The organism is Streptomyces violaceoruber, assembly GCF_033406955.1.
Taxonomy (GTDB): Bacteria; Actinomycetota; Actinomycetes; order Streptomycetales; family Streptomycetaceae; genus Streptomyces; species Streptomyces violaceoruber.
On sequence record NZ_CP137734.1, the window covers coordinates 5,522,933 to 5,540,098 of the forward strand.

The following is a 17,166-nucleotide window of genomic DNA, read 5'->3' on the forward strand; positions in this document are numbered from 1 at the left end:
ACCGAACCGGAAGAGGAGTGAGCCATGGTCGGCAACGCGGGCGCGACGGCGAACGGCGCCGAGCGGGAGTACGCGACGGAGGACGCGGCGAGAGGCGGGCCGGCGTCCGGCACCCGACGGCAGGTGATGCGGGGGCTGTTCGCCCCGGCCCTCGCCGTCGGCCTGGCGCCCCTGATCGCCGCCTCGCGACCCTCCGGGGCCGCGGAGGCCGCCACCACCGGACCGCTGCCCGCCCATCCCGGGCCGCACGCCGCCGAGTCCGCCGAGTCCGTTGAAGGGGCAGCCGAGGGGGTCGAGGGCGCCGCCTTCGACGAGACCTACCGCGGCCGGCGCATCCGGGGCATCCGCTCGGCCGCGGGGCGGGCGGTGGGCGCCGGTACCTGGCAGGTCACCGTGGACGGCCGGCCGCTGCACCTGATGCGCCGGGCGGACGGCAGCTGGCTGAGCATGGTCGACCACTACCGGTCGTACCCCACCCCGCTCGCCGCGGCCCGCGGCGCCGTCGACGAACTCGGCCCCGGCGAGCACCTGCGCGACACGCCGTCCACGGACCACGGCCGGCACTCCGGGGGGCGGCATGGCGTACACGCGTAAGGACGTCAGCACGCTGACCCGCACCGAGAAGCGGCGGTTCGTCAACGCGCTGCTGGAGATCAAACGACGCGGGGAGTACGACGAGTTCGTGCGCACCCACATCGAGTACTACGTCTCCGACGGCGAGAACGGCCTGCGTACGGCGCACATGGCGCCGTCCTTCCTGCCCTGGCACCGCCGGTTCCTGCTGGACCTGGAGGAGGCGCTGCGCCGGGTCGACCCGTCGGTCACGGTGCCGTACTGGGACTGGACGAAGGACCGCAGCGCCAAGTCGGCGCCCTGGACCGCAGACCTCCTCGGCGGCACCGGGCGACGGTCCGACCACCGGGTGACCACCGGCCCCTTCGCCCACGCCGGGGGGAACTGGACCATCAAGGTGAACGTCACCGACACCGAGTACCTCACCCGGGACCTCGGACGTGCCGCCGACCCCCTCGGCCTGCCCACCAAGAGCGACCTGGAGTGGGCGCTGGACGACCCGAAGTACGACACCTCGCCCTACGACTCCACGGTCCGCAAGGGGTTCCGCAACAAGCTGGAGGGGTGGGGGGCGGGCCGCGGCAGCGTGTCCTGGCGCAACCACAACCGGGTCCACCGCTGGGTCGGCGGGGCCATGGTCGGCGGCGCCTCCGTCAACGACCCGGTGTTCTGGCTGCACCACGCCTTCATCGACCTCCAGTGGTCCCGCTGGCAGGCCCGCCACCGCGGCGCCCGCTACCTGCCCGCCGAGCCGCCCGGCCGGGGCAGCGCACAGCGCGGACGGATCGTCGCACGGCACGAGAAGCTGCCGCCGTGGGACGTGACACCGGACGAACTGGAGGACGTCGGCCGGATCTACCGCTACGCCTGAGCGCGTCCGTCCCGGGCCGCGAGCACATCGGTCCCGGGTACGGGAGGAGCCCCGGCCGGGAAGGCCGGGGCTCCTCGGACGTCCTGCGGACTCAGCCGCCGTAGCCGCCGCTCTTGTCGTCGTCGTCGCCGTTTTCGCAGGCGTTGCCGAAGGCCGGGTTCAGCAGGCCGATCACGTCGATGGTGTTGCCGCAGAGGTTGACCGGCACGTGCACCGGGACCTGGACGACGTTGCCGGACAGGACACCGGGCGAGCCGACGGCCGCGCCCGCCGCGCCCGCGTCCGCCATGGCCATGCCGGTGCCGCTGAGCACCACGGCTCCGGTGCCCAGGGCGACACCCGCGGCCTTCGCGATGCGAGACATCACGTTCTCCTTCTGACTCGGGGAGCGCGGCGGCAGGACGCGCCGCCGCACTGCCGGTTCAACGCACCCGGTCGCAGCGGGTCACGGGGGGAATGCGTGGATCACCCGTTTTGAACGCGAGGTCCGCGCGTGGACCGGAACGGCGGCGTCCGGCGGAAAACCGTTCCCGTGCGCACCGGTGTGTCCACTAGCCTCCCGGCATGCCGAACGACCGAGCCGACTCGTCCATCGATACCTCCGGGGCCTCCGATACCTCCGGGGCCTCCGAAATCTCCGAAACCTCGCGGTCTTCGTCCACGTCGTCCATGGCGTCCGCGCTGGCGGCACTGCCCGCTCTGTTCGCCGAGGAGAGCCGGGTGCGGGCCTTCGCGGCCGTGGCGCTGGGCGCGGGCGACGCCGCGCAGGTGGCCGGGGCGGCCGGCCTCTCCGCGAAGGAGACGGCCGGCGCGCTGCGCCGACTGCGAGAGCAGGGCGTGGTGACGTCCGGGGACGACGGCGGACTCGTCGTCGCCCACGGCCGTTTCCGGGAGCTGGCCCGCGTCGGCCGTACGGAGTCGGCGGCGCCCCGGGACGCCGCCGCGGCGGGCGACGGCGGACCGGGCGACATGATCGTGCGGACCTTCGTCAGGAACGGCCGGCTGGTGCGTCTCCCCGCACGCTGGACGCGCAAGAAGGTGGTGCTGCGGCACATCGCCGAGCAGACCTTCGCACCCGGCGTGGAGTACCCGGAGCGCACCGTCGACGAGAAGCTGCGCGCGTGGTGCGAGGACGGCGAGGTCGACCATGTGACGCTCCGGCGCCACCTGGTGGACTTCGGTCACCTGCGTCGGAGCGACGGCGTCTACGCGCGCCCGGCGGACTCCGCCCGGACGGGCACGGCCTGAGTCCGCCTACGCCCGGCTCGGTGCCGACGGCGGGGACCCGACGGGCAGCCGCCGTACGGGGGAGCCCGCGAGGTAGGCCCCGACCGCCTCGACGGCCTGGCCGTAGTACGTGGCGTAGTTGGCGCGCGAGACATAGCCCAGGTGGGGTGTCGCGAGCAGCCGCGGGGCCGTGCGCATCGGGTGGCCGGCGGGCAGCGGCTCGGTGTCGAAGACGTCCACGCCCGCACCCGCGATCCGGCCCTCGTGCAGCGCGGCGAGCAGCGCCTCCTGGTCGACGATCGCCGCGCGCGAGGTGTTGACCAGGTAGGCGGTCGGCTTGAGCAGGGCCAGTTCGGCGGGGCCGAGCAGGCCGCGGGTGCGCTCGCCCAGCGCCAGGTGCACGGAGACGAAGTCGGCGGTGCGCAGGAGCTCTTCCTTGGAGGAGGCCAGTTCCACACCGACCTCGTCGGTGCGTTCCCGGGTCAGGTTCTGGCTCCAGGCGCCCACCCGCATGCCGAAGGCCAGGCCGACCTGGGCCACCCGCCCGCCGATCTTGCCCAGGCCCAGCAGACCGAGCCGGCGGCCGTGCAGGTCGGCGCCCACCGTCTGCTGCCAGGGGCCGCCCTCGCGCAGCCCGTTGGCCTCCTGGACGATGCCGCGGGCGAGGCCGAGGATCAGGGCCCAGGTCAGCTCGACGGGCGGGGTCGAGGAGGAGGCCGTACCGCAGACGGTGACGCCGTGCGCGTCGGCGGCGGCGTAGTCGATCACGCTGTTGCGCATGCCGGAGGCGACCAGCAGCTTCAGCCGCGGCAGCCGGGCGATCAACGAGCCGGGGAACGGCACGCGTTCGCGCAGCGTGACCACGATGTCGGCGTCCGCGAGCGCCGCGGCGAGGGCGTCCTCGTCCGGGAAGTGGGTGCCGTGGGACACGACCTCCACCCGGTCGGCGACCGGCGACCAGTCGGCCGCCTCGGTCGCCACCCCCTGATAGTCGTCGAGTACGGCGCAGCGCAGTCGCACGGTGGGTGGTCCCTCTCGCCGAAGGGGCAGTGGCGGCCGCCGAGTCTACCGAGGCCTCACGCGGAGGCGGAGGCGGAGGCCGAGGAGGTCCCGGCGGCCGGCGCCGCCAGCCGCAGCCCGACGCCGATCGCCGCCAGATCCTCCTCGTACGCGCTGTGGCGGCGGGCGCACCTGGCCAGGTCGCGGTCGTGCCGGAAGGCGCCACCGCGGGTGATGTGGGGGTCGAAGGCCCAGTCCTCGACCAGGGGTACGCCGGCGGGGGCGCCGGGGTACGGGGCGTACAGCGTGGCGGTCCACTCGTCCACGTTGCCCGCCATGTCCAGCACCCCGAACGGGCCGGCGCCGTCCGGGAACGAGCCGACCGGGGTGGTCGTGCCGACACCGAGGTCCACCAGGTTGGCCAGGCCGGTGCGGTACTCGTCGCCCCACGGGAACTCCCGGCCGTCGTCGCCGCGGGCCGCGCGCTCCCACTCGTCCTCCGTGGGGAGCCTGATGCCCGGATCGCCGCTCAGCTCGCCGAGCCACCGGCAGTAGGCCGACGCCGCCTCCCAGCTCACGCCGGTGACCGGATGGTCGTGCGGAGCCGTTGGCACCGGCCGGCCGGTGGCCGCGGCGAAGACGGACCACTGGCCGACCGTGACCGGGGTACGGGCGAGCCGGAAGGCCGGAAGGCGGATCTCCGTGCTCGGCGCCTCCTTGAGGTACCACTCGACCGGCACCCCGGTGTCGGCGTAACGCTCGGCCACCAGCGGAATGTCGTCCGCCGGGGTGCCCCGGCGCACCACCCCCGCCGGGATCTCCACCCAGTCCACCGCTTCGATCCGCATCGCTCCTCCTCGGCCCGTCCAACCGTCCAACCGTCCCACCGTCCAGTGCGACCACCATGATCGCGCCTGTCCGCCGGGGGCGTACCCGGCCGTGGACGGAGTCCGACCGGGACTTAGGCACTAGGACCCCGCCCCCGCGTGGGCGAGGAGCGCCGCCCCGTAGGCCCGCAGGACCCGGTGCTCCCGCGCGTGGACGACGGGGACGCGGCCGCCCGGACCCGCCGGGTCGCATTCGGTCACCACCGCGGCATGGCGCAGCAGCACATAGCCGTCGGACGCCGCGGCGTGGAAGGCCGACGGATCTCCGCGCGCCAACTCGGCCCACTCCTGGTGCCCGTCGCCCAGCGCCGCGCGGGACGCCTCCAGCAGGCCCGGCTCGCACAGACCCGGCCGCAGGGTGTCCACGGCGATGCCGTCCACCGTGGTGGCGAGGTCGACGCAGACCGGGCCGTCGCCCAACCGCTGTTCCCCGAGCGCGCGCAGCGCGGTCTCGGCGGCCCAGTCCTGCTCCGTGCCACGACGGGGGAGCAGGAGCGCGAAGACGGGCTCGCAGGCCGGCCGTGGGCCGGCCGGCCTGCTCACTCGCCAGATCGCGCAGATCCGGCAGGAGTCCCCGAGAGCTACGGCGTTGATGTGCAGCCCCGTGATCAAGGGTGGTGACATGCCCTCGGCTCCCGGTCGGCGGCGGTGCTCAGTGACTCAGCACGTGACCGTCGCCGGGGCGATGGTCACGCGAGCGTCGCAGGTCGGCCACCGCGAAGGTGCGCAGCAGCCAGCGGTCGCCCCCGTCGTAGCGTGGCCGGAAGGCCGTCCTGCCGTGCGTGGTCACCCGGTTGTCCACGATGGCGAGGTCTCCCGGCGTCAGACGCACCGTGTGGGACGCGGCGTCGACGGCCGCCTCCAACTCGACCAGCGCCCGGCGCGCCTCGGGCGTCACGGCCGTGGTGGCGGAGAAGTCCACCCGCAGGTCCGGGTCCTCCGGGTCGCCGGTCAGCACCGGGCGTGGCGGCGTGGTCCCGGCGGCCGTCCCGAAGGAGGGCGGCGGCTGGGTGCTGAACTCCGGGCGGAACAGCGCCTCCCGGGTCCGCTCCGACAGCACGGGCAGCGCCTGGCGTATCGATCCGGTGCGCAGTCCCGCCGCTCCGTCGTGGTCGGCGCGCAGGCACAGCAGCATCACGAAGTCCGGGCGGTGCACGTGGAAGGCGTTCTCCACGTGGAAGGAGAGCAGCGTGGAGCCCGCGTTGCCCTCGAAGTCCTCCTTGCCCGGCACCGGCACCACGTCCTGTACCAGCGCGCCGGACTTCTCCGGGGCGTAGGCGGCCGGGTCGCCCAGACCACCGGCCGCGGTCATCAGCAGGGTGGCGGCCGGCACCGTCGCCTCCCGGCGGACGGAGCCGTCCGCCGTCGGGGTGGGCGGAAGCAGCGCCTCGTCCACCGGAAGGCCGGTGACCAGCGTCACCCCGCACTCGCCCGAGTTCCTGCGGAAGGCACGGACGGCCACTCGAAGGCGGACCGGCAGCTCCTCCCAGCCCTCGCGGGCCGCCGCGGTCGTCTCCGGGTCGTCAAGGCCGCCACCGGCGGCGCGGCACACGCGCTCCGCGGCACGCCGTACCGCCGCAGTCTCGGCCTCGAACAGGGCGAGCGAGGCGGGGGTGCCGACCGGCAGGCTCAGGGAAGGGCTCGGGGAGGTCATCGGGAGCCCTCCCGGACCCGCCAGTCCGTGGCGGGCTCGGCCGCGGCCGGCGGCCGGGCGGGGTCGGCGTCCGGCGTCCAGGTGAGCACCTTGCTGTCCCAGGAGGCGGTGACCGCGTCGTCCCCGAGCCAGCACACCGCGCTCACCGCGCTGCCGTGTCCCTCCAGCACGTGCTGGTGGAGCGGGGCCAGCGTCTTGGGGTCGAGGACCCACAGCCGGCCGGTGAAGTCGTAGGAGCCCGTGACGAGCAGGGGCTCGCCGCCCGGGTGCCAGGCCGCGCACTTGGCAGACTCGTCGTGGCCGACCAGCACCTGGAGCAGTTCCCCGGTCTCCAGGTCGTAGATGCGGCTGGTGCGGTCGCGGGAGACCGTGGCGAGCAGCGCCCTGCCCGCCACGGTGGTCACGGACCCGCCGTTGATCAGCTCGCCGTGGCCGCCGAAGGAGCGGATCAGCGTGCCCTCGGTGGTGATGAGGTGGGCCCTCCGGTCGGTCGAGTAGGTGACCAGCCGGTCCGCGTCCACCCAGGAAACGTCCTTGATGGCGCCGTCGTGGCCCGCGTAGTGCACCCCGGGGACCAGTTCGCGCCCGGTCCAGGCGTACAGGTCGAGCCCGCCCTCGTAGTCGGCGACCGCCAGCCGCCTCCCGTCCGGCGACCAGGCGGCCCGGTTCACGGGGTGCTCGCGCTGGACGGCGGCGACGTCGCGTCCGGTCACGGCATCGGCCACGCCCACCCGCCCCGAGAACGACCCGTAGGCGACGAGCCCTGGCAGCTCGGCCGAGACGGCGACCGTGTTGACCAGGCTGCCGTTGCCGACCGGTACCTCGGTCGCGGTGGCGCCGCGGTGGCTCCAGACCCGGATCGTGCCGTTGTCGCCGCCCGCCGCCAGCACCTCGCCGGCGGCCGAGACGTGATTGACGCCGTGCGTGGGCACCGACGCCTCCAGCGTGATCTCCCGCACCTCGTCGGGCAGGGCGTCCGCGGGGATCTCGGGCACGTCGATCACCGCGGGCCGGGCCGAGAAGGTGCCCGCGACCACGGTCCTGCCGTCCGCGGACCAGTCCACCGCGCGGGGCCACAGGTGCGCGCCGTACCAGCGCACCAGCGGGCGGCAGTCGGCGATGTCCCAGAGGGTGATCGTGCTGTCGTAGGCGCCGATGACGATCCGCGAGCCGTCCTGGGACCAGGCGACCGACTTCACGGCGGCGGTGTACGGGCCGACCTTGGTGACCAGCTCGCCGTCGGTGCGCACGATGTGCACGAAGCCGTCGTCGCAGCTGGCGGCGAGCAGGGTGCCGTCGGGGGACCAGCGGCACATCTCCGCGTGACCGGCCTGGGGCAGGTCGCGCAGCAGGGAGCCGTCGGTGTCCCAGAGGCGGATGGTGGCGTCCTCGCCGCAGCTGGCCAGGACACCGGTGGGCGCGGCGTCGACCGACATGCAGTGGTCGGCGTGGAAGATGACCCCCTCCTGGAGCACGCCGGTACGGATGTCCCAGATCCGGCCCGTACCGTCCTGCGAGACGGTGACCAGGCGGTTCTCGTCCAGCCAGGCCAGTGCGTTCAGGTCGTCGGGCTGCCGGGCGAGCAGCTGGACCTGACGGCCCGTGGCCACCTCCCAGATCCGGCAGGTCTTGTCGGCCGACCCGCTGGCGAGGAGCCGGCCCGAGGGGGAGAACCGCACCCCGTTGACCAGCCGTGAGTGACGGCCGACCCAGCGGGGGGACGTACCGGAGCGGTCCCACAGGACCACCCGGCCGTCGTACCCCGCACTGGCGTAGTGGGTGCCGTCGGGGCTGAACGCCACGGTGGTCTGGGGAGAGGCGTGGACGGCCGCGCTGTTGCTCGCGGCCTGCGGGTGGAACACGTCGACTGTCCGCATGGTCTTCTCGAACTCCTGACAGAGCAGTTGGAAGGAACAGGGAGAGCAGAGAGCAGAGAGCAGAGAGAGCAGTGAGTGAGAGAGGGGGCGGGAGGAGCGGGAGGAGTGGAGTGAGATGTGGAGTGGTCGGGGGAGGGGAGGAGGGCCGAGCGGGGGAGCGGGCAGGGCGTGACGTCGTGTCAGCCGCGTGTGGCAGCGGCCAGCTCGGCTCCCGCGCGCAGGCCCTCCTCGGTCAGCCTGCGCAGCGGTTCCATGACCCGGTGCAGCAGGGGAAGCCCCACGACCTGGGCCAGACCGCCCAGCGGGATGGTCTCGACGGCCCGCGCGCGGACCGCGGGGTCCGGGACCCGGGATCCGGCGTCCGTGGGGGCGGGAAGACGTTCCAGGGTGATGCCGTAGAGGACCGCCGCCGTCCACGCCGCGGTCGCGTGGTGGATGTGCAGCCCGGCGCCCGCCAGGTCGCGCAGCAGCGCCGCCGGCGTCGGTTCGCGCCGGGCCGCCTCCCGGACCAGGACCGGATCGACGCCGGTCCGTTGGACGGTCTCGTCCCAGTAGGCCTTGGTGTGGCCGCCGCCCGGGCCCGTCGGGACGATTCCGTAGACGTGCCCCTTGAAGAAGTGGGGGTAGAAGTCCAGCGCCTGGAGGGTGGACGAGCCCCGGCGGCCCCCGCCCGCGTCGTCCGCGAAGCACGGCGAGAACCTGGGCCCCTGCACGTCGTTGCCCACGAGGCTGTCACCGCCCCGGTGCTCCACCAGGTTGGGGACGGCGATGAAGAGTGCTCGGCCACGTTCGCGCAGGAACGCGCTCAGGGCCTCGTCGTCCGGGGGCGTGCCGTGCGCGAGCAGCCGCTGTGCGTGGTCGGCGAAGTCGGCGGCCAGGGCGCGGGGGAGGACCACGGCCAGCGAGGGCGCGTACTCGTCCGGGATGGCTTGGGCCCAGCCGGCGCCACTGAGCGCGGCGAGCCGTACGGCGGAGCCGTTCCAGTGGTTCCAGTTGCTGTAGAAGGCGATCGGGTCGTCCGGGCGGCTGCGGACGGCCTCCGCGACCAGGTCCAGGAAGTTCTCGGCGGGCACGACGTCGTCCTGGAGCACGAGCCGGTGACGCGCCTCGCCGTACGGGCCGGCCCACGCGGCGGCCGCGGTGCGCAGGGGGCCCGGCGGCCCCTCCGGTTCCGGGTCGAGGACGAGTGCGCGGTCGGCGCCGTGCAGCCGGGCGAGCAGGGCCTCCGCCTGGTCCCGGCGCCGGGGGTGGGCCATAACCCTGATGCCGGGGAGGCGGGGGGCGGTGCGGGCGGGAGCGGGGGAGCGGCCGTGGGTGCCGGCCGAGATCTGCGTCATGTCACATCCTTGGTGGACACGGGGCGGGTGCTCTCGCTCGGCTCCGGGTCGAGGGAGGCCGCTTGGTCACTCGGGTGGTCCGGCCGGGGAGCACCGGTCTTCGCTCCCCGGGGAGTGGGGCCGGGCCGGTCGGCGGGCGCGATCCGGTACGCGGTGGCCTGGATGCCGATCGCCGCGAGCAGGGCGATCCCACCGAACGCGGCGCACACCCACAGCGCCCCGCGGTCCAGCACGAACCCGGCGAGCAGCGGGATGAAGAGGCCGGAGACCGCCCAGGAGAGCTGGAAGAGCGACATGTAACGGCCGCGGATCGCCGCCGGAGCGCTGCTCGCCACCAGGGCGTTGGCCGCGGGCAGGCTGATCATCTCGCCCAGCGTGAAGGTCAGCATCACGGGGACGAGCACCACGATCGCCGTGGTGGCCGGCACCTTGGTCACCAGGTAGAGGCCGGTGAAGACCACGACGAAGATCAGCCCGGAGCGCACGATCAGCCGCTGCCGCGGGACGTGGGACACCCTCGCCGTCACCGGCATCTGCGCCAGCATGATGGCGACGCTGTTGATCCCGAGGAAGAGGGCCGGTGTCCAGTCGGGCAGCTCCATGATCTCCACGGCGTAGGCGGGCAGGATCGTCGAGGGCAGGGCCCAGGCGAAGGTGAGGAGCATGAAGAAGAAGCAGAACCCGGTGAACGCGTGATCCGTGAAGGCGTCCCGCCAGCCGGGGGCCGGCCGGCCGGGGTTCTCCTGCTCCTCCTCCGTGGCCCCGGGCTCCGGACCCGGTCGGGTCGCGGGGATCCGGACTCCGGCCAGCAGCACCGCGGCCACGAGTGACGTGACCACGTTCAGGGCCAGCACCAGGTCCGCCGCCCCGTGGCCGAGGACGACGGTCAGTCCCGAGCTGGCCAGGGCGCCGGTGGCCACGGTGAAGTTCTTGATGGTCCCGACCGCGGCATAGGTGGCGTCGAGCTTGCGGCCCGAGGCCAGATCCACCACGATCACCGGCCAACTCGCCCAGTACAGGCGGTCACCGGCCATGACCAGGAACGTCGCCACCGCGATCAGCGTCCATTCGGAGGCGAACGGGTAGAGGCCGTATCCCAGCGCCGTGACCAGGTTGCTGGAGACCAGCATGGCCTTCGGGGAGAACCGGTCGACCAGCCAGCCGGCCAGCAGGGCCGTCGGCAGTGCGGCGAGTGTGCCCGCGCTGACCGCCGAACCGATGGCCGAGAAGGACAGCCCGGTGTTGTACGAGAAGTAGAGGAACGCCAGCGGGGCGAACAGGCCCCAGCCGAAGGTGTCGATGAACACGGAGGAGAAGATGCGGCCGCGCTGCGGGATGCGGGGCAGGCCCAGACTGATCACGTCGTGCGCTCCCCGGTCTCGGGCCGTACCTTGTGCCAGGTGTCGCGGCCGGTCGCCAGCTCCCAGACCGCGCGCCAGGCCGACGTCGACTCCAGGAGTTCGAACGGCAGCAGCAGGGCCCAGCCCGAGCCGATCCGCAGCACCTCCCACACCGGGTCGCGCGAGACGCTGCGGACGCGCAGTGCCTCGCCGAGGAGCAGTGCGGCGGCGGGCAGGCGCAGCGCGCGGTAGCGCACGGCCGCGGCCGTCACCGGCAGCACGCCGAGCTGGCCGAGCAGGCTGAGCGTCATCAGCGCCACGGCGGTCCGCGGCCGGGCCGGCAGTGGCTTCCCGCCGAGGAAGCGGACGCCGATGTCCAGTTGGCCGCGGATCCATCGGGTGCGCTGCCGCAGCGCGGGCCCGACCACCGAGGTGCGGGTCCCGTACGAGAAGGAGACGATGCGCCCCATGCGCACTCCGGCGGCGGCGGCCCGCACCGCCCACTCGTACAGCTCCTCCACACCGTCCTCGCTGAGCGGCCCGATCTTGCTCAGGGCCGTGCGGCGGAAGTAGATCGAACTGCCGAGAAGCATGTGCATGCCGGTGCGGCGATTGACGTACTCCATGGCGCCGAAGAACGCCGCCGACTGCGCGAGCGTGATCCGGTTGACCAGGTCACCGCCCGCCTCGGGCAGCTCGATGGCGTCGACGACGTCGAGGCCGCGGGCGTCGAGCGCGGCCACGGCCTGCCGCAGCTGGCGCGGGTCCGGGACGGTGTCCGCGTCGTACAGGGCGACGAACGGGTCGTCGACCGAACGCAGCGCGTGGTTCAGGGCCTTGGCCTTCGGCGTCATCGAGGGCACCGGCACGACCCGCAGCCCGCCGCCGAAGTCCGCCCGGGCCGACGCGGCGACGTTCTCGGCGGCCGCCACGTCCTCGGGGTACCGGGCGTCGACGAGCCAGCACACGGACAGCCTGTCGTGCGGATAGTCCAGCGACCGGAGCATGTCGGCGGAGCGCCGCAGGATCGCGGCGGTCTCCCGGTAGAAGGGGACGAGGACCGTGACCGGGGGGAGCGCCGACGTGGCGGCCCCTGGGTGTTCCTGGGGTGTGAGACGGGCGTTGGGGAGGAGAAATCCGGTCACTGTGTCCCTCCGGTCCTGGCGGGAGGCCGCAGTTCGATCCGCAGGTCGGGTCCGATCCGGTCCACCGAGGTGATGCGGAACCGGTGTGCCTCGCGGATCGACCCGATGCCGAGCGGTCCGGTGGCGCTGACTCCCTCGGAGCCCAGGAGGAGGGGCGCGACATAGGCGACGACGCGGTCGACGAGCCCGGCGCGGACGAAGGAGGCGGCGAGTGCGGGACCCCCTTCGACCAGCACGGACCGCACCCCCCGGCCGTCCAGCGCGGCGAGCAGGTCGAGGGGCGGGAAGTGCCCGCGCGCGTCGGTCTTCAGACGCAGTACGTCGGGGCCGCTGTTGGCGCCCCTGCTGGTGCTGGTGCTGGTGTTGGTGCTGGTGTTGAGGCCGCTGTTGTTGTTGCTTTCGCTCTCGCCGTGGTCGGCTGTTCCGGTGGCCGGATCGGTCACCACGAGCGTCGGGGCGGCACCGTCCAGCAACCGGGAGTCCGGCGGCAGCTCACCGCGGGCGTCCAGCGCGATCCGCAGGGGAGGGTGCCCCACGACGCCGTGACGCAGGTCGAGCCGGGGGTCGTCGGACCGCCAGGTGCCCGAGCCGACGAGGACCGCGTCGTGCCGGGCGCGCAGTTCGTGGGCGTCCGCCCGGGACTCGGCCGAGCTGATCCAGCGGGCGGAGCCGTCGGCGGCGGCGCTGCGGCCGTCCAGGGTCGCGGCGAACTTCCAGGTGACGAAGGGCCGTCCGGCGCGTACGGCGGTGAGCCACATCTCCAGTACGGCCTCGGCCTCGGCCCCGAGGACCCCGCCGACGACCTCGACCCCGGCGTCGGCCAGCCGTCTCGCGCCGCCGGCCGCGACCCGGTTCGGGTCCGCCACCGCGTACAGGACGCGGCGGACCCCGGCCTCGATCAAGGCCTTGGAGCAGGGCCCGGTGCGGCCCTGGTGGTCGCAGGGTTCGAGGGTGACCACGGCGGTGGTCCCGCGGTGCCGCCCCCGCGCCCGCCGCAGCGCGTCGACCTCCGCGTGCGGGGTGCCCGGCCCCCGGTGGACACCGGTCGCGACCGTCGTGCCCTCCGCGTCGAGCAGCACGCAGCCGACCGCGGGATTCGAGCCGGTCGACCCCACCTCGGCCCGGGCCAGCTCCAGCGCCCGGCGCATGGCGGCCAGTTCCCGCGGGGCGACCGCGGACGGCTCCTCGCCCCGGCCGGGCCCCTCAGACCTCGAGTGCATGACCGGCTCGTTCGCGCTTGGCCGTCAGGTAGGCCTGGTTGTTCTCATTGACGAAGGTCCCCGTCGCGACGACGTCCGATATGACAACGCCGTGCGAACGGAGCTGGTTTCCCTTCTCCGGGTTGTTGGACAGCAGACGGATTCTGGGCACGCCCAGAGCGCTCAGCATCTCGGCCGCCACCCGGTAGTCCCGCAGATCATGGCTGAAATTGAGCACTGCATTCGCTTCGAAGGTGTCCAGGCCCCCGTCCTGCAGCAGGTAGGCGTCGAACTTGTTGTACAGCCCGATACCGCGCCCCTCCTGTCGCAGATACAGGATGATGCCGCCTTCGTGGGAGCACATGGCGAGTGCCTCGTGAAGTTGGGGACCGCAGTCGCAGCGCTGAGATCCGAAGACGTCACCGGTGAGGCATTCGGAATGCACCCGCACCAGTGGATCGCTCTTCTTTTCCCAGCCCGGCATAAGGAGCGCGACGTGCTCGCGACCGTCGTGCAGTCCGTCGAAACTGACCATGGTGCTCGCCCGGGGTCCCAGGCCGGGGACATCGATGGGGACCTCCACCCGGGCCCTCACCTGCACGGCGGGGGAGGGTGCGACGATCACGTCTTCGTTCTCTTCGGTGCGCATGGTCATCCCCACTGCGAGTCGTCCGTCGAATCGGTGAAGGCAGAGATCTCGAACTGCGATGCGTGCTGCGCTGTCTCAGAAAATGCGGCGAACGCTCCCAGAGAAAGGAACGCGGAAAGGGTGAACGCGGCGATAGCCGTGCGTAAAGGCGCGGTCTTGAACATACAGCTGCCCCCTGTTTTCGCCCGCCGTCAATGCCGGGTCGAGTTGCCGTGATGTCTGCTGAAGATCTTCTGTCCCGCTCCGGCCTTGTGCCAAGAGGAAAATGTGGCATGATCATGCATTGCCGGAATCTGAAGGATGTACAGATGTGTGTGAAACTGGACATACCGAACAATATTCAGGTGCTTGAGATCTGCCAGAAGGGACTGCACTTCTATGCACGAATTTTGAAAGGACGCTCAATAAATCAGGAAATCCCGGAGTGCTTGACGAGCCTGGGTCTTCTGCGGCGGGCGCCCGACGGCGGGGTGGTCGCCATTCCGCCGGGGCTGGCCGCCGGCGGCATCGTGCGGCCCCTGGAAGCGGCCATCGGCCGTCAGCAGCACGCGCTCGACGCGGTCCACGCGTCGATCCACCGCGCCGAGCAGGTCTACCGCGACAGCTACCGCGAGGACGGGGTGCAGGCCGCGCGGGTCATCAGCGGGGCGGACGTCATCAGCACCACCCTCGCCTCGGCCGTGGACTCCTGCCAGGAGGAACTCCTCACCGCCCAGCCCGGCGGCGGCCGGCCGCAGGAACTCCTGGCCAAAGCCCTCGCCAGCGACCTGCCGGCGCTCCGGCGCGGGGTGCGGCAGCGCACGATCTACCAGCACACCATCCGCACCCACAACCCCACCCTCTTCTACGTCGAGCAGATCTCCGCCGCCGGGGCGGAAGTCCGTACGCTGGACGAGGTCTTCGACCGGATCATCGTCTGCGACCAGCGCATCGCCTTCGTCCCCGACCCCGGTGAACGGCGGAGCCAGACCGCCCTGGCGATAGAGCATCCGGGTCTCATCCGCTACCTCGTCGGCATGTTCGAGCATGCCTGGGAGCGGGCCACCCCGCTCCGGTACTCCCCAGGGGCGCACCGCCCGCCCCTGCTGGCCGACGAGACCCGCCGGTCCGTCCTGCAGCTGATGGTGAACGGCTACACCGACGAGGCCATCGCCGGGCGGCTCGGTATGAGCGTGCGGACCGTGGCCACCCATGTGCGCAAGGCGTCGGAGGCCTTCGGCAGCCGCAGCCGCGCCCAGTTGGCCTTCCTCATCGCCAAGACCGGCGTGCTCGACGAGGGGCTCGTGCGGGCGGATGACAGCCCGTCGGCCCTCGCGGCCGACTGACCCGCGCCGACGGAGCGAGGTGTAGTCCGCGCCGGAGGAGGTGCCCTCCTGGAGGGAGGGGTGTCCCGGCGCCCCCGGCAGGACTCGAACCTGCGGCCAAGCGCTTAGAAGGCGCCTGCTCTATCCACTGAGCTACGGGGGCCTGGTGTGGTGGCCTCGGTCGTGCGTGCCCGGGTGTGGGCCGGTCCGTGACCTCGCCGGGGACAAGGATAGGGCTCCCGGCTCCATGTCCCGGACGCTTCCCCTCCGTGGCTCGATGTGGAGGTTCGGTGAAGCGATCCCGATAATCGCAGGCAGTTACGAATCGTGCATCGCTTTTGGCGTCTCGCGCATCGGGTGTTGTCCACTCGTTATGCCTGGACTGTCCTCGCGTCCCAGTCGTCCCTTCCGTCCGGAGTGTCCGGTCGGCGCGCAGACATGCTCATCATGCTCATATGCTTCAGAATTCCCTCAAAATTGGGCATTCTTCACATGTGGTGACCTTGGACGTACGGCCTCAGCTGCTCGACGCACTCTCCGCCCTGCGCGACCGTGTCGCGGCCGCACGCTTCCCGCTGCCCCTGGCGGGGGCCCCACGCGCGCGTGCCAACCGTGACGAACTGCTCGCACAGCTCGACGACTACCTGATGCCCCGCCTGAAGGAGCCGGAAGCGCCGCTGCTGGCCGTGGTGGGCGGATCCACCGGCGCCGGAAAGTCGACCCTGGTGAACTCCCTGGTGGGACGCCGGGTCAGCGAGGCGGGCGTGCTGCGGCCCACGACCCGTACGCCGGTCCTGGTCTGCCACCCGGAGGACCACCACTGGTTCAGCGGCATGCGGGTGCTGCCCGACCTCACGCGCGTGTGGGTGCCCCACCGGGACCCGGACGACGACCTGCTGCTGCCCGGCGAGAACCCCGCGCGCGTGCTGCGGGTCGAGACCGCCGACACCCTGCCGCCCGGCATCGCCCTCCTGGACGCGCCCGACGTCGACTCCCTCGTCGCCGACAACCGCGTCCTGGCGGCCGAACTGATCTGCGCCGCCGACATCTGGGTGATGGTCACCACGGCCGCGCGGTACGCCGATGCGGTGCCCTGGCACCTGCTGCGCACCGCGAAGGAGTACGACGCCACCTTGGTCACCGTGCTCGACCGGGTGCCCCACCAGGTGGTGTCCGAGGTGTCGCGGCAGTACGGCGCCCTGCTCACCAAGGCAGGCCTCGGCGACGTCCCCCGCTTCACGGTCCCGGAACTGCCCGAGTCGGCCTGGGGCGGCGGCCTGCTGCCGGCCAGCGCCGTGGCACCGCTGCGGTCCTGGCTCGTCCACCGGGCGCAGGAACTCGACGCCCGGCACCACGCCATGGCCCGCACGGCGCACGGCATCCTGGACTCGCTCAAGTCCCGGATGCCCGAGCTGGCCGGGGCCACGGCCGCACAGTACGCCGCCGCGCTGCGGCTCACCGCCGCCGTCGAGAGCGCCTACGACAATGAGCACGCGCGCGTACGGGGGCGGTTGCAGGCGGGCGCCGTGCTCGCCGGGGACGCGCTGAAGCGCTGGCGGGCCTTCCCCCTCGACTGCTCCCCGGAAGAGCTCCTCGACTCGCTGGTGGAGAGCCTCAGCGCCCTGCTGCTGTGCGCCGTCACGGCCGCCGACGAAAGCGTCGACGAGGCCTGGCGGCACGAACCGGCCGCGGGCGCCCCCGAACTCGCGGACCACGTCCCCGCGCCGGAGAGCGCCGAGCAACGCATCGGGGTGGCCGTACGGCGCTGGCGGCGGGAGCTGGAGGAGTACGCCGAGGACGAGGTGCGCGAGCTGGACCGGAACCTGGCCCCGGACCCCGGGGTGGTGGCCGGCCTGGTCGCCACCGTGCTGCTGGGCGGCCGGCGCGGGCGGGTCGCCGGGGAACGGCTCGCCGAGCGGATCGGCGCCCACGGCGCGCTGCGGCTGCGCGACCGGGGCGGGCGGCTGCTCGAGGAACACGTCGACCGGGTCATGCACGTCGAGCGCGAGCGCAGGCTGGCGCCGCTCGACGGTCTCGAAGTGCACCCCGAGCCACAGGCAGAGCTCATCGCCGCGCTGTCCGTACTGCAGAAGGAGAGGTGACC

The 17,166-nt window shown here is 72.9% G+C and carries 17 protein-coding genes and 1 tRNA gene; 5 read left to right on the top strand and 13 right to left on the bottom strand.

The window, feature by feature from the left end; all coding sequences use genetic code 11:
- The first annotated feature begins 24 nt into the window (after positions 1 to 24).
- Complete coding sequence (locus R2E43_RS24705; RefSeq protein WP_136208935.1) at positions 25 to 594, top strand: tyrosinase family oxidase copper chaperone; 570 nt, start codon at positions 25 to 27, stop codon at positions 592 to 594.
- Complete coding sequence (locus R2E43_RS24710; RefSeq protein WP_003976100.1) at positions 578 to 1,444, top strand: tyrosinase family protein; 867 nt, start codon at positions 578 to 580, stop codon at positions 1,442 to 1,444. Before R2E43_RS24705 ends, R2E43_RS24710 begins: the two co-directional genes overlap by 17 nt.
- Positions 1,445 to 1,535: 91 nt before the next feature.
- On the opposite strand, the gene chpF is transcribed toward R2E43_RS24710, so the two are convergent.
- Complete coding sequence (chpF, locus tag R2E43_RS24715) at positions 1,536 to 1,808, bottom strand: chaplin ChpF (RefSeq protein WP_011028524.1); 273 nt, start codon at positions 1,806 to 1,808, stop codon at positions 1,536 to 1,538.
- 305 nt (positions 1,809 to 2,113) lie between these two features.
- Here chpF and R2E43_RS24720 point away from each other — a divergent pair, with 305 nt between their 5' ends.
- Complete coding sequence (locus R2E43_RS24720; protein ID WP_210983699.1) at positions 2,114 to 2,692, top strand: DUF2087 domain-containing protein; 579 nt, start codon at positions 2,114 to 2,116, stop codon at positions 2,690 to 2,692.
- 6 nt (positions 2,693 to 2,698) lie between these two features.
- On the opposite strand, the gene R2E43_RS24725 is transcribed toward R2E43_RS24720, so the two are convergent.
- From R2E43_RS24725 to R2E43_RS24775, 11 genes are all read right to left on the bottom strand, one after another.
- On the bottom strand, positions 2,699 to 3,691 hold the full coding sequence (locus tag R2E43_RS24725; RefSeq protein WP_326652612.1) for a D-2-hydroxyacid dehydrogenase family protein: 993 nt from the start codon (positions 3,689 to 3,691) through the stop codon (positions 2,699 to 2,701).
- Between the two features lie 56 nt (positions 3,692 to 3,747).
- Positions 3,748 to 4,518, bottom strand: a complete 771-nt coding sequence (locus R2E43_RS24730; protein WP_332056569.1) for a formylglycine-generating enzyme family protein — start codon at positions 4,516 to 4,518, stop codon at positions 3,748 to 3,750.
- 120 nt (positions 4,519 to 4,638) lie between these two features.
- A complete protein-coding gene (locus tag R2E43_RS24735) occupies positions 4,639 to 5,181 on the bottom strand; it encodes a hypothetical protein (RefSeq protein ID WP_003976105.1) in 543 nt (180 codons plus the stop codon).
- A gap of 28 nt (positions 5,182 to 5,209) precedes the next feature.
- The gene (locus R2E43_RS24740) at positions 5,210 to 6,211 is read right to left on the bottom strand and encodes a clavaminate synthase family protein (protein WP_319130127.1); all 1,002 of its coding nucleotides are present in this window, start codon (positions 6,209 to 6,211) and stop codon (positions 5,210 to 5,212) included.
- Complete coding sequence (locus R2E43_RS24745) at positions 6,208 to 8,088, bottom strand: WD40 repeat domain-containing protein (RefSeq protein ID WP_332056570.1); 1,881 nt, start codon at positions 8,086 to 8,088, stop codon at positions 6,208 to 6,210. Before R2E43_RS24745 ends, R2E43_RS24740 begins: the two co-directional genes overlap by 4 nt.
- Positions 8,089 to 8,267: 179 nt before the next feature.
- Positions 8,268 to 9,425: a hypothetical protein gene (locus R2E43_RS24750; protein WP_332056571.1), complete on the bottom strand. Its 1,158-nt coding sequence runs from the start codon at positions 9,423 to 9,425 to the stop codon at positions 8,268 to 8,270.
- The gene (locus R2E43_RS24755; protein ID WP_332056572.1) at positions 9,422 to 10,786 is read right to left on the bottom strand and encodes an MDR family MFS transporter; all 1,365 of its coding nucleotides are present in this window, start codon (positions 10,784 to 10,786) and stop codon (positions 9,422 to 9,424) included. The genes R2E43_RS24750 and R2E43_RS24755 overlap by 4 nt, the downstream gene beginning before the upstream one ends.
- Positions 10,783 to 11,910 (bottom strand): glycosyltransferase, encoded by a 1,128-nt coding sequence (locus R2E43_RS24760; protein WP_332056573.1) that lies wholly within the window; start codon positions 11,908 to 11,910, stop codon positions 10,783 to 10,785. Before R2E43_RS24760 ends, R2E43_RS24755 begins: the two co-directional genes overlap by 4 nt.
- The gene (ribD, locus tag R2E43_RS24765; protein ID WP_332057132.1) at positions 11,907 to 13,058 is read right to left on the bottom strand and encodes a bifunctional diaminohydroxyphosphoribosylaminopyrimidine deaminase/5-amino-6-(5-phosphoribosylamino)uracil reductase RibD; all 1,152 of its coding nucleotides are present in this window, start codon (positions 13,056 to 13,058) and stop codon (positions 11,907 to 11,909) included. The genes R2E43_RS24760 and ribD overlap by 4 nt, the downstream gene beginning before the upstream one ends.
- A 55-nt stretch (positions 13,059 to 13,113) precedes the next feature.
- Positions 13,114 to 13,758 (bottom strand): GTP cyclohydrolase II, encoded by a 645-nt coding sequence (locus R2E43_RS24770; RefSeq protein ID WP_011028515.1) that lies wholly within the window; start codon positions 13,756 to 13,758, stop codon positions 13,114 to 13,116.
- A 2-nt stretch (positions 13,759 to 13,760) separates the two neighbouring features.
- Complete coding sequence (locus R2E43_RS24775) at positions 13,761 to 13,922, bottom strand: hypothetical protein (RefSeq protein ID WP_157961262.1); 162 nt, start codon at positions 13,920 to 13,922, stop codon at positions 13,761 to 13,763.
- Positions 13,923 to 14,186: 264 nt separating this feature from the next.
- Between R2E43_RS24775 and R2E43_RS24780 the strand changes: the two genes are divergently transcribed.
- A complete protein-coding gene (locus tag R2E43_RS24780) occupies positions 14,187 to 15,083 on the top strand; it encodes a helix-turn-helix domain-containing protein (RefSeq protein WP_332056574.1) in 897 nt (298 codons plus the stop codon).
- Positions 15,084 to 15,152: 69 nt separating this feature from the next.
- Here R2E43_RS24780 and R2E43_RS24785 read toward each other — a convergent pair.
- Positions 15,153 to 15,225: transfer RNA gene (locus R2E43_RS24785), tRNA-Arg, on the bottom strand.
- A gap of 331 nt (positions 15,226 to 15,556) precedes the next feature.
- Here R2E43_RS24785 and R2E43_RS24790 point away from each other — a divergent pair.
- Entirely contained in the window at positions 15,557 to 17,164 is a 1,608-nt protein-coding gene (locus R2E43_RS24790; protein WP_003976114.1) for a dynamin family protein, read from the top strand.
- Positions 17,165 to 17,166 lie beyond the last annotated feature (2 nt).

Coding starts and splice junctions, on each gene's coding strand:
- R2E43_RS24735 (WP_003976105.1), bottom strand. CDS start 5,181: ATGTCACCACCCTTGATCACGGGGCTGCACATCAACGCCGTAGCTCTC.
- chpF (WP_011028524.1), bottom strand. CDS start 1,808: ATGTCTCGCATCGCGAAGGCCGCGGGTGTCGCCCTGGGCACCGGAGCC.
- R2E43_RS24710 (WP_003976100.1), top strand. CDS start 578: ATGGCGTACACGCGTAAGGACGTCAGCACGCTGACCCGCACCGAGAAG.
- R2E43_RS24750 (WP_332056571.1), bottom strand. CDS start 9,425: ATGACGCAGATCTCGGCCGGCACCCACGGCCGCTCCCCCGCTCCCGCC.
- R2E43_RS24745 (WP_332056570.1), bottom strand. CDS start 8,088: ATGCGGACAGTCGACGTGTTCCACCCGCAGGCCGCGAGCAACAGCGCG.
- R2E43_RS24705 (WP_136208935.1), top strand. CDS start 25: ATGGTCGGCAACGCGGGCGCGACGGCGAACGGCGCCGAGCGGGAGTAC.
- R2E43_RS24740 (WP_319130127.1), bottom strand. CDS start 6,211: ATGACCTCCCCGAGCCCTTCCCTGAGCCTGCCGGTCGGCACCCCCGCC.
- R2E43_RS24720 (WP_210983699.1), top strand. CDS start 2,114: ATGGCGTCCGCGCTGGCGGCACTGCCCGCTCTGTTCGCCGAGGAGAGC.
- R2E43_RS24775 (WP_157961262.1), bottom strand. CDS start 13,922: ATGTTCAAGACCGCGCCTTTACGCACGGCTATCGCCGCGTTCACCCTT.
- R2E43_RS24770 (WP_011028515.1), bottom strand. CDS start 13,758: ATGCGCACCGAAGAGAACGAAGACGTGATCGTCGCACCCTCCCCCGCC.
- R2E43_RS24730 (WP_332056569.1), bottom strand. CDS start 4,518: ATGCGGATCGAAGCGGTGGACTGGGTGGAGATCCCGGCGGGGGTGGTG.
- ribD (WP_332057132.1), bottom strand. CDS start 13,058: ATGCGCCGGGCGCTGGAGCTGGCCCGGGCCGAGGTGGGGTCGACCGGC.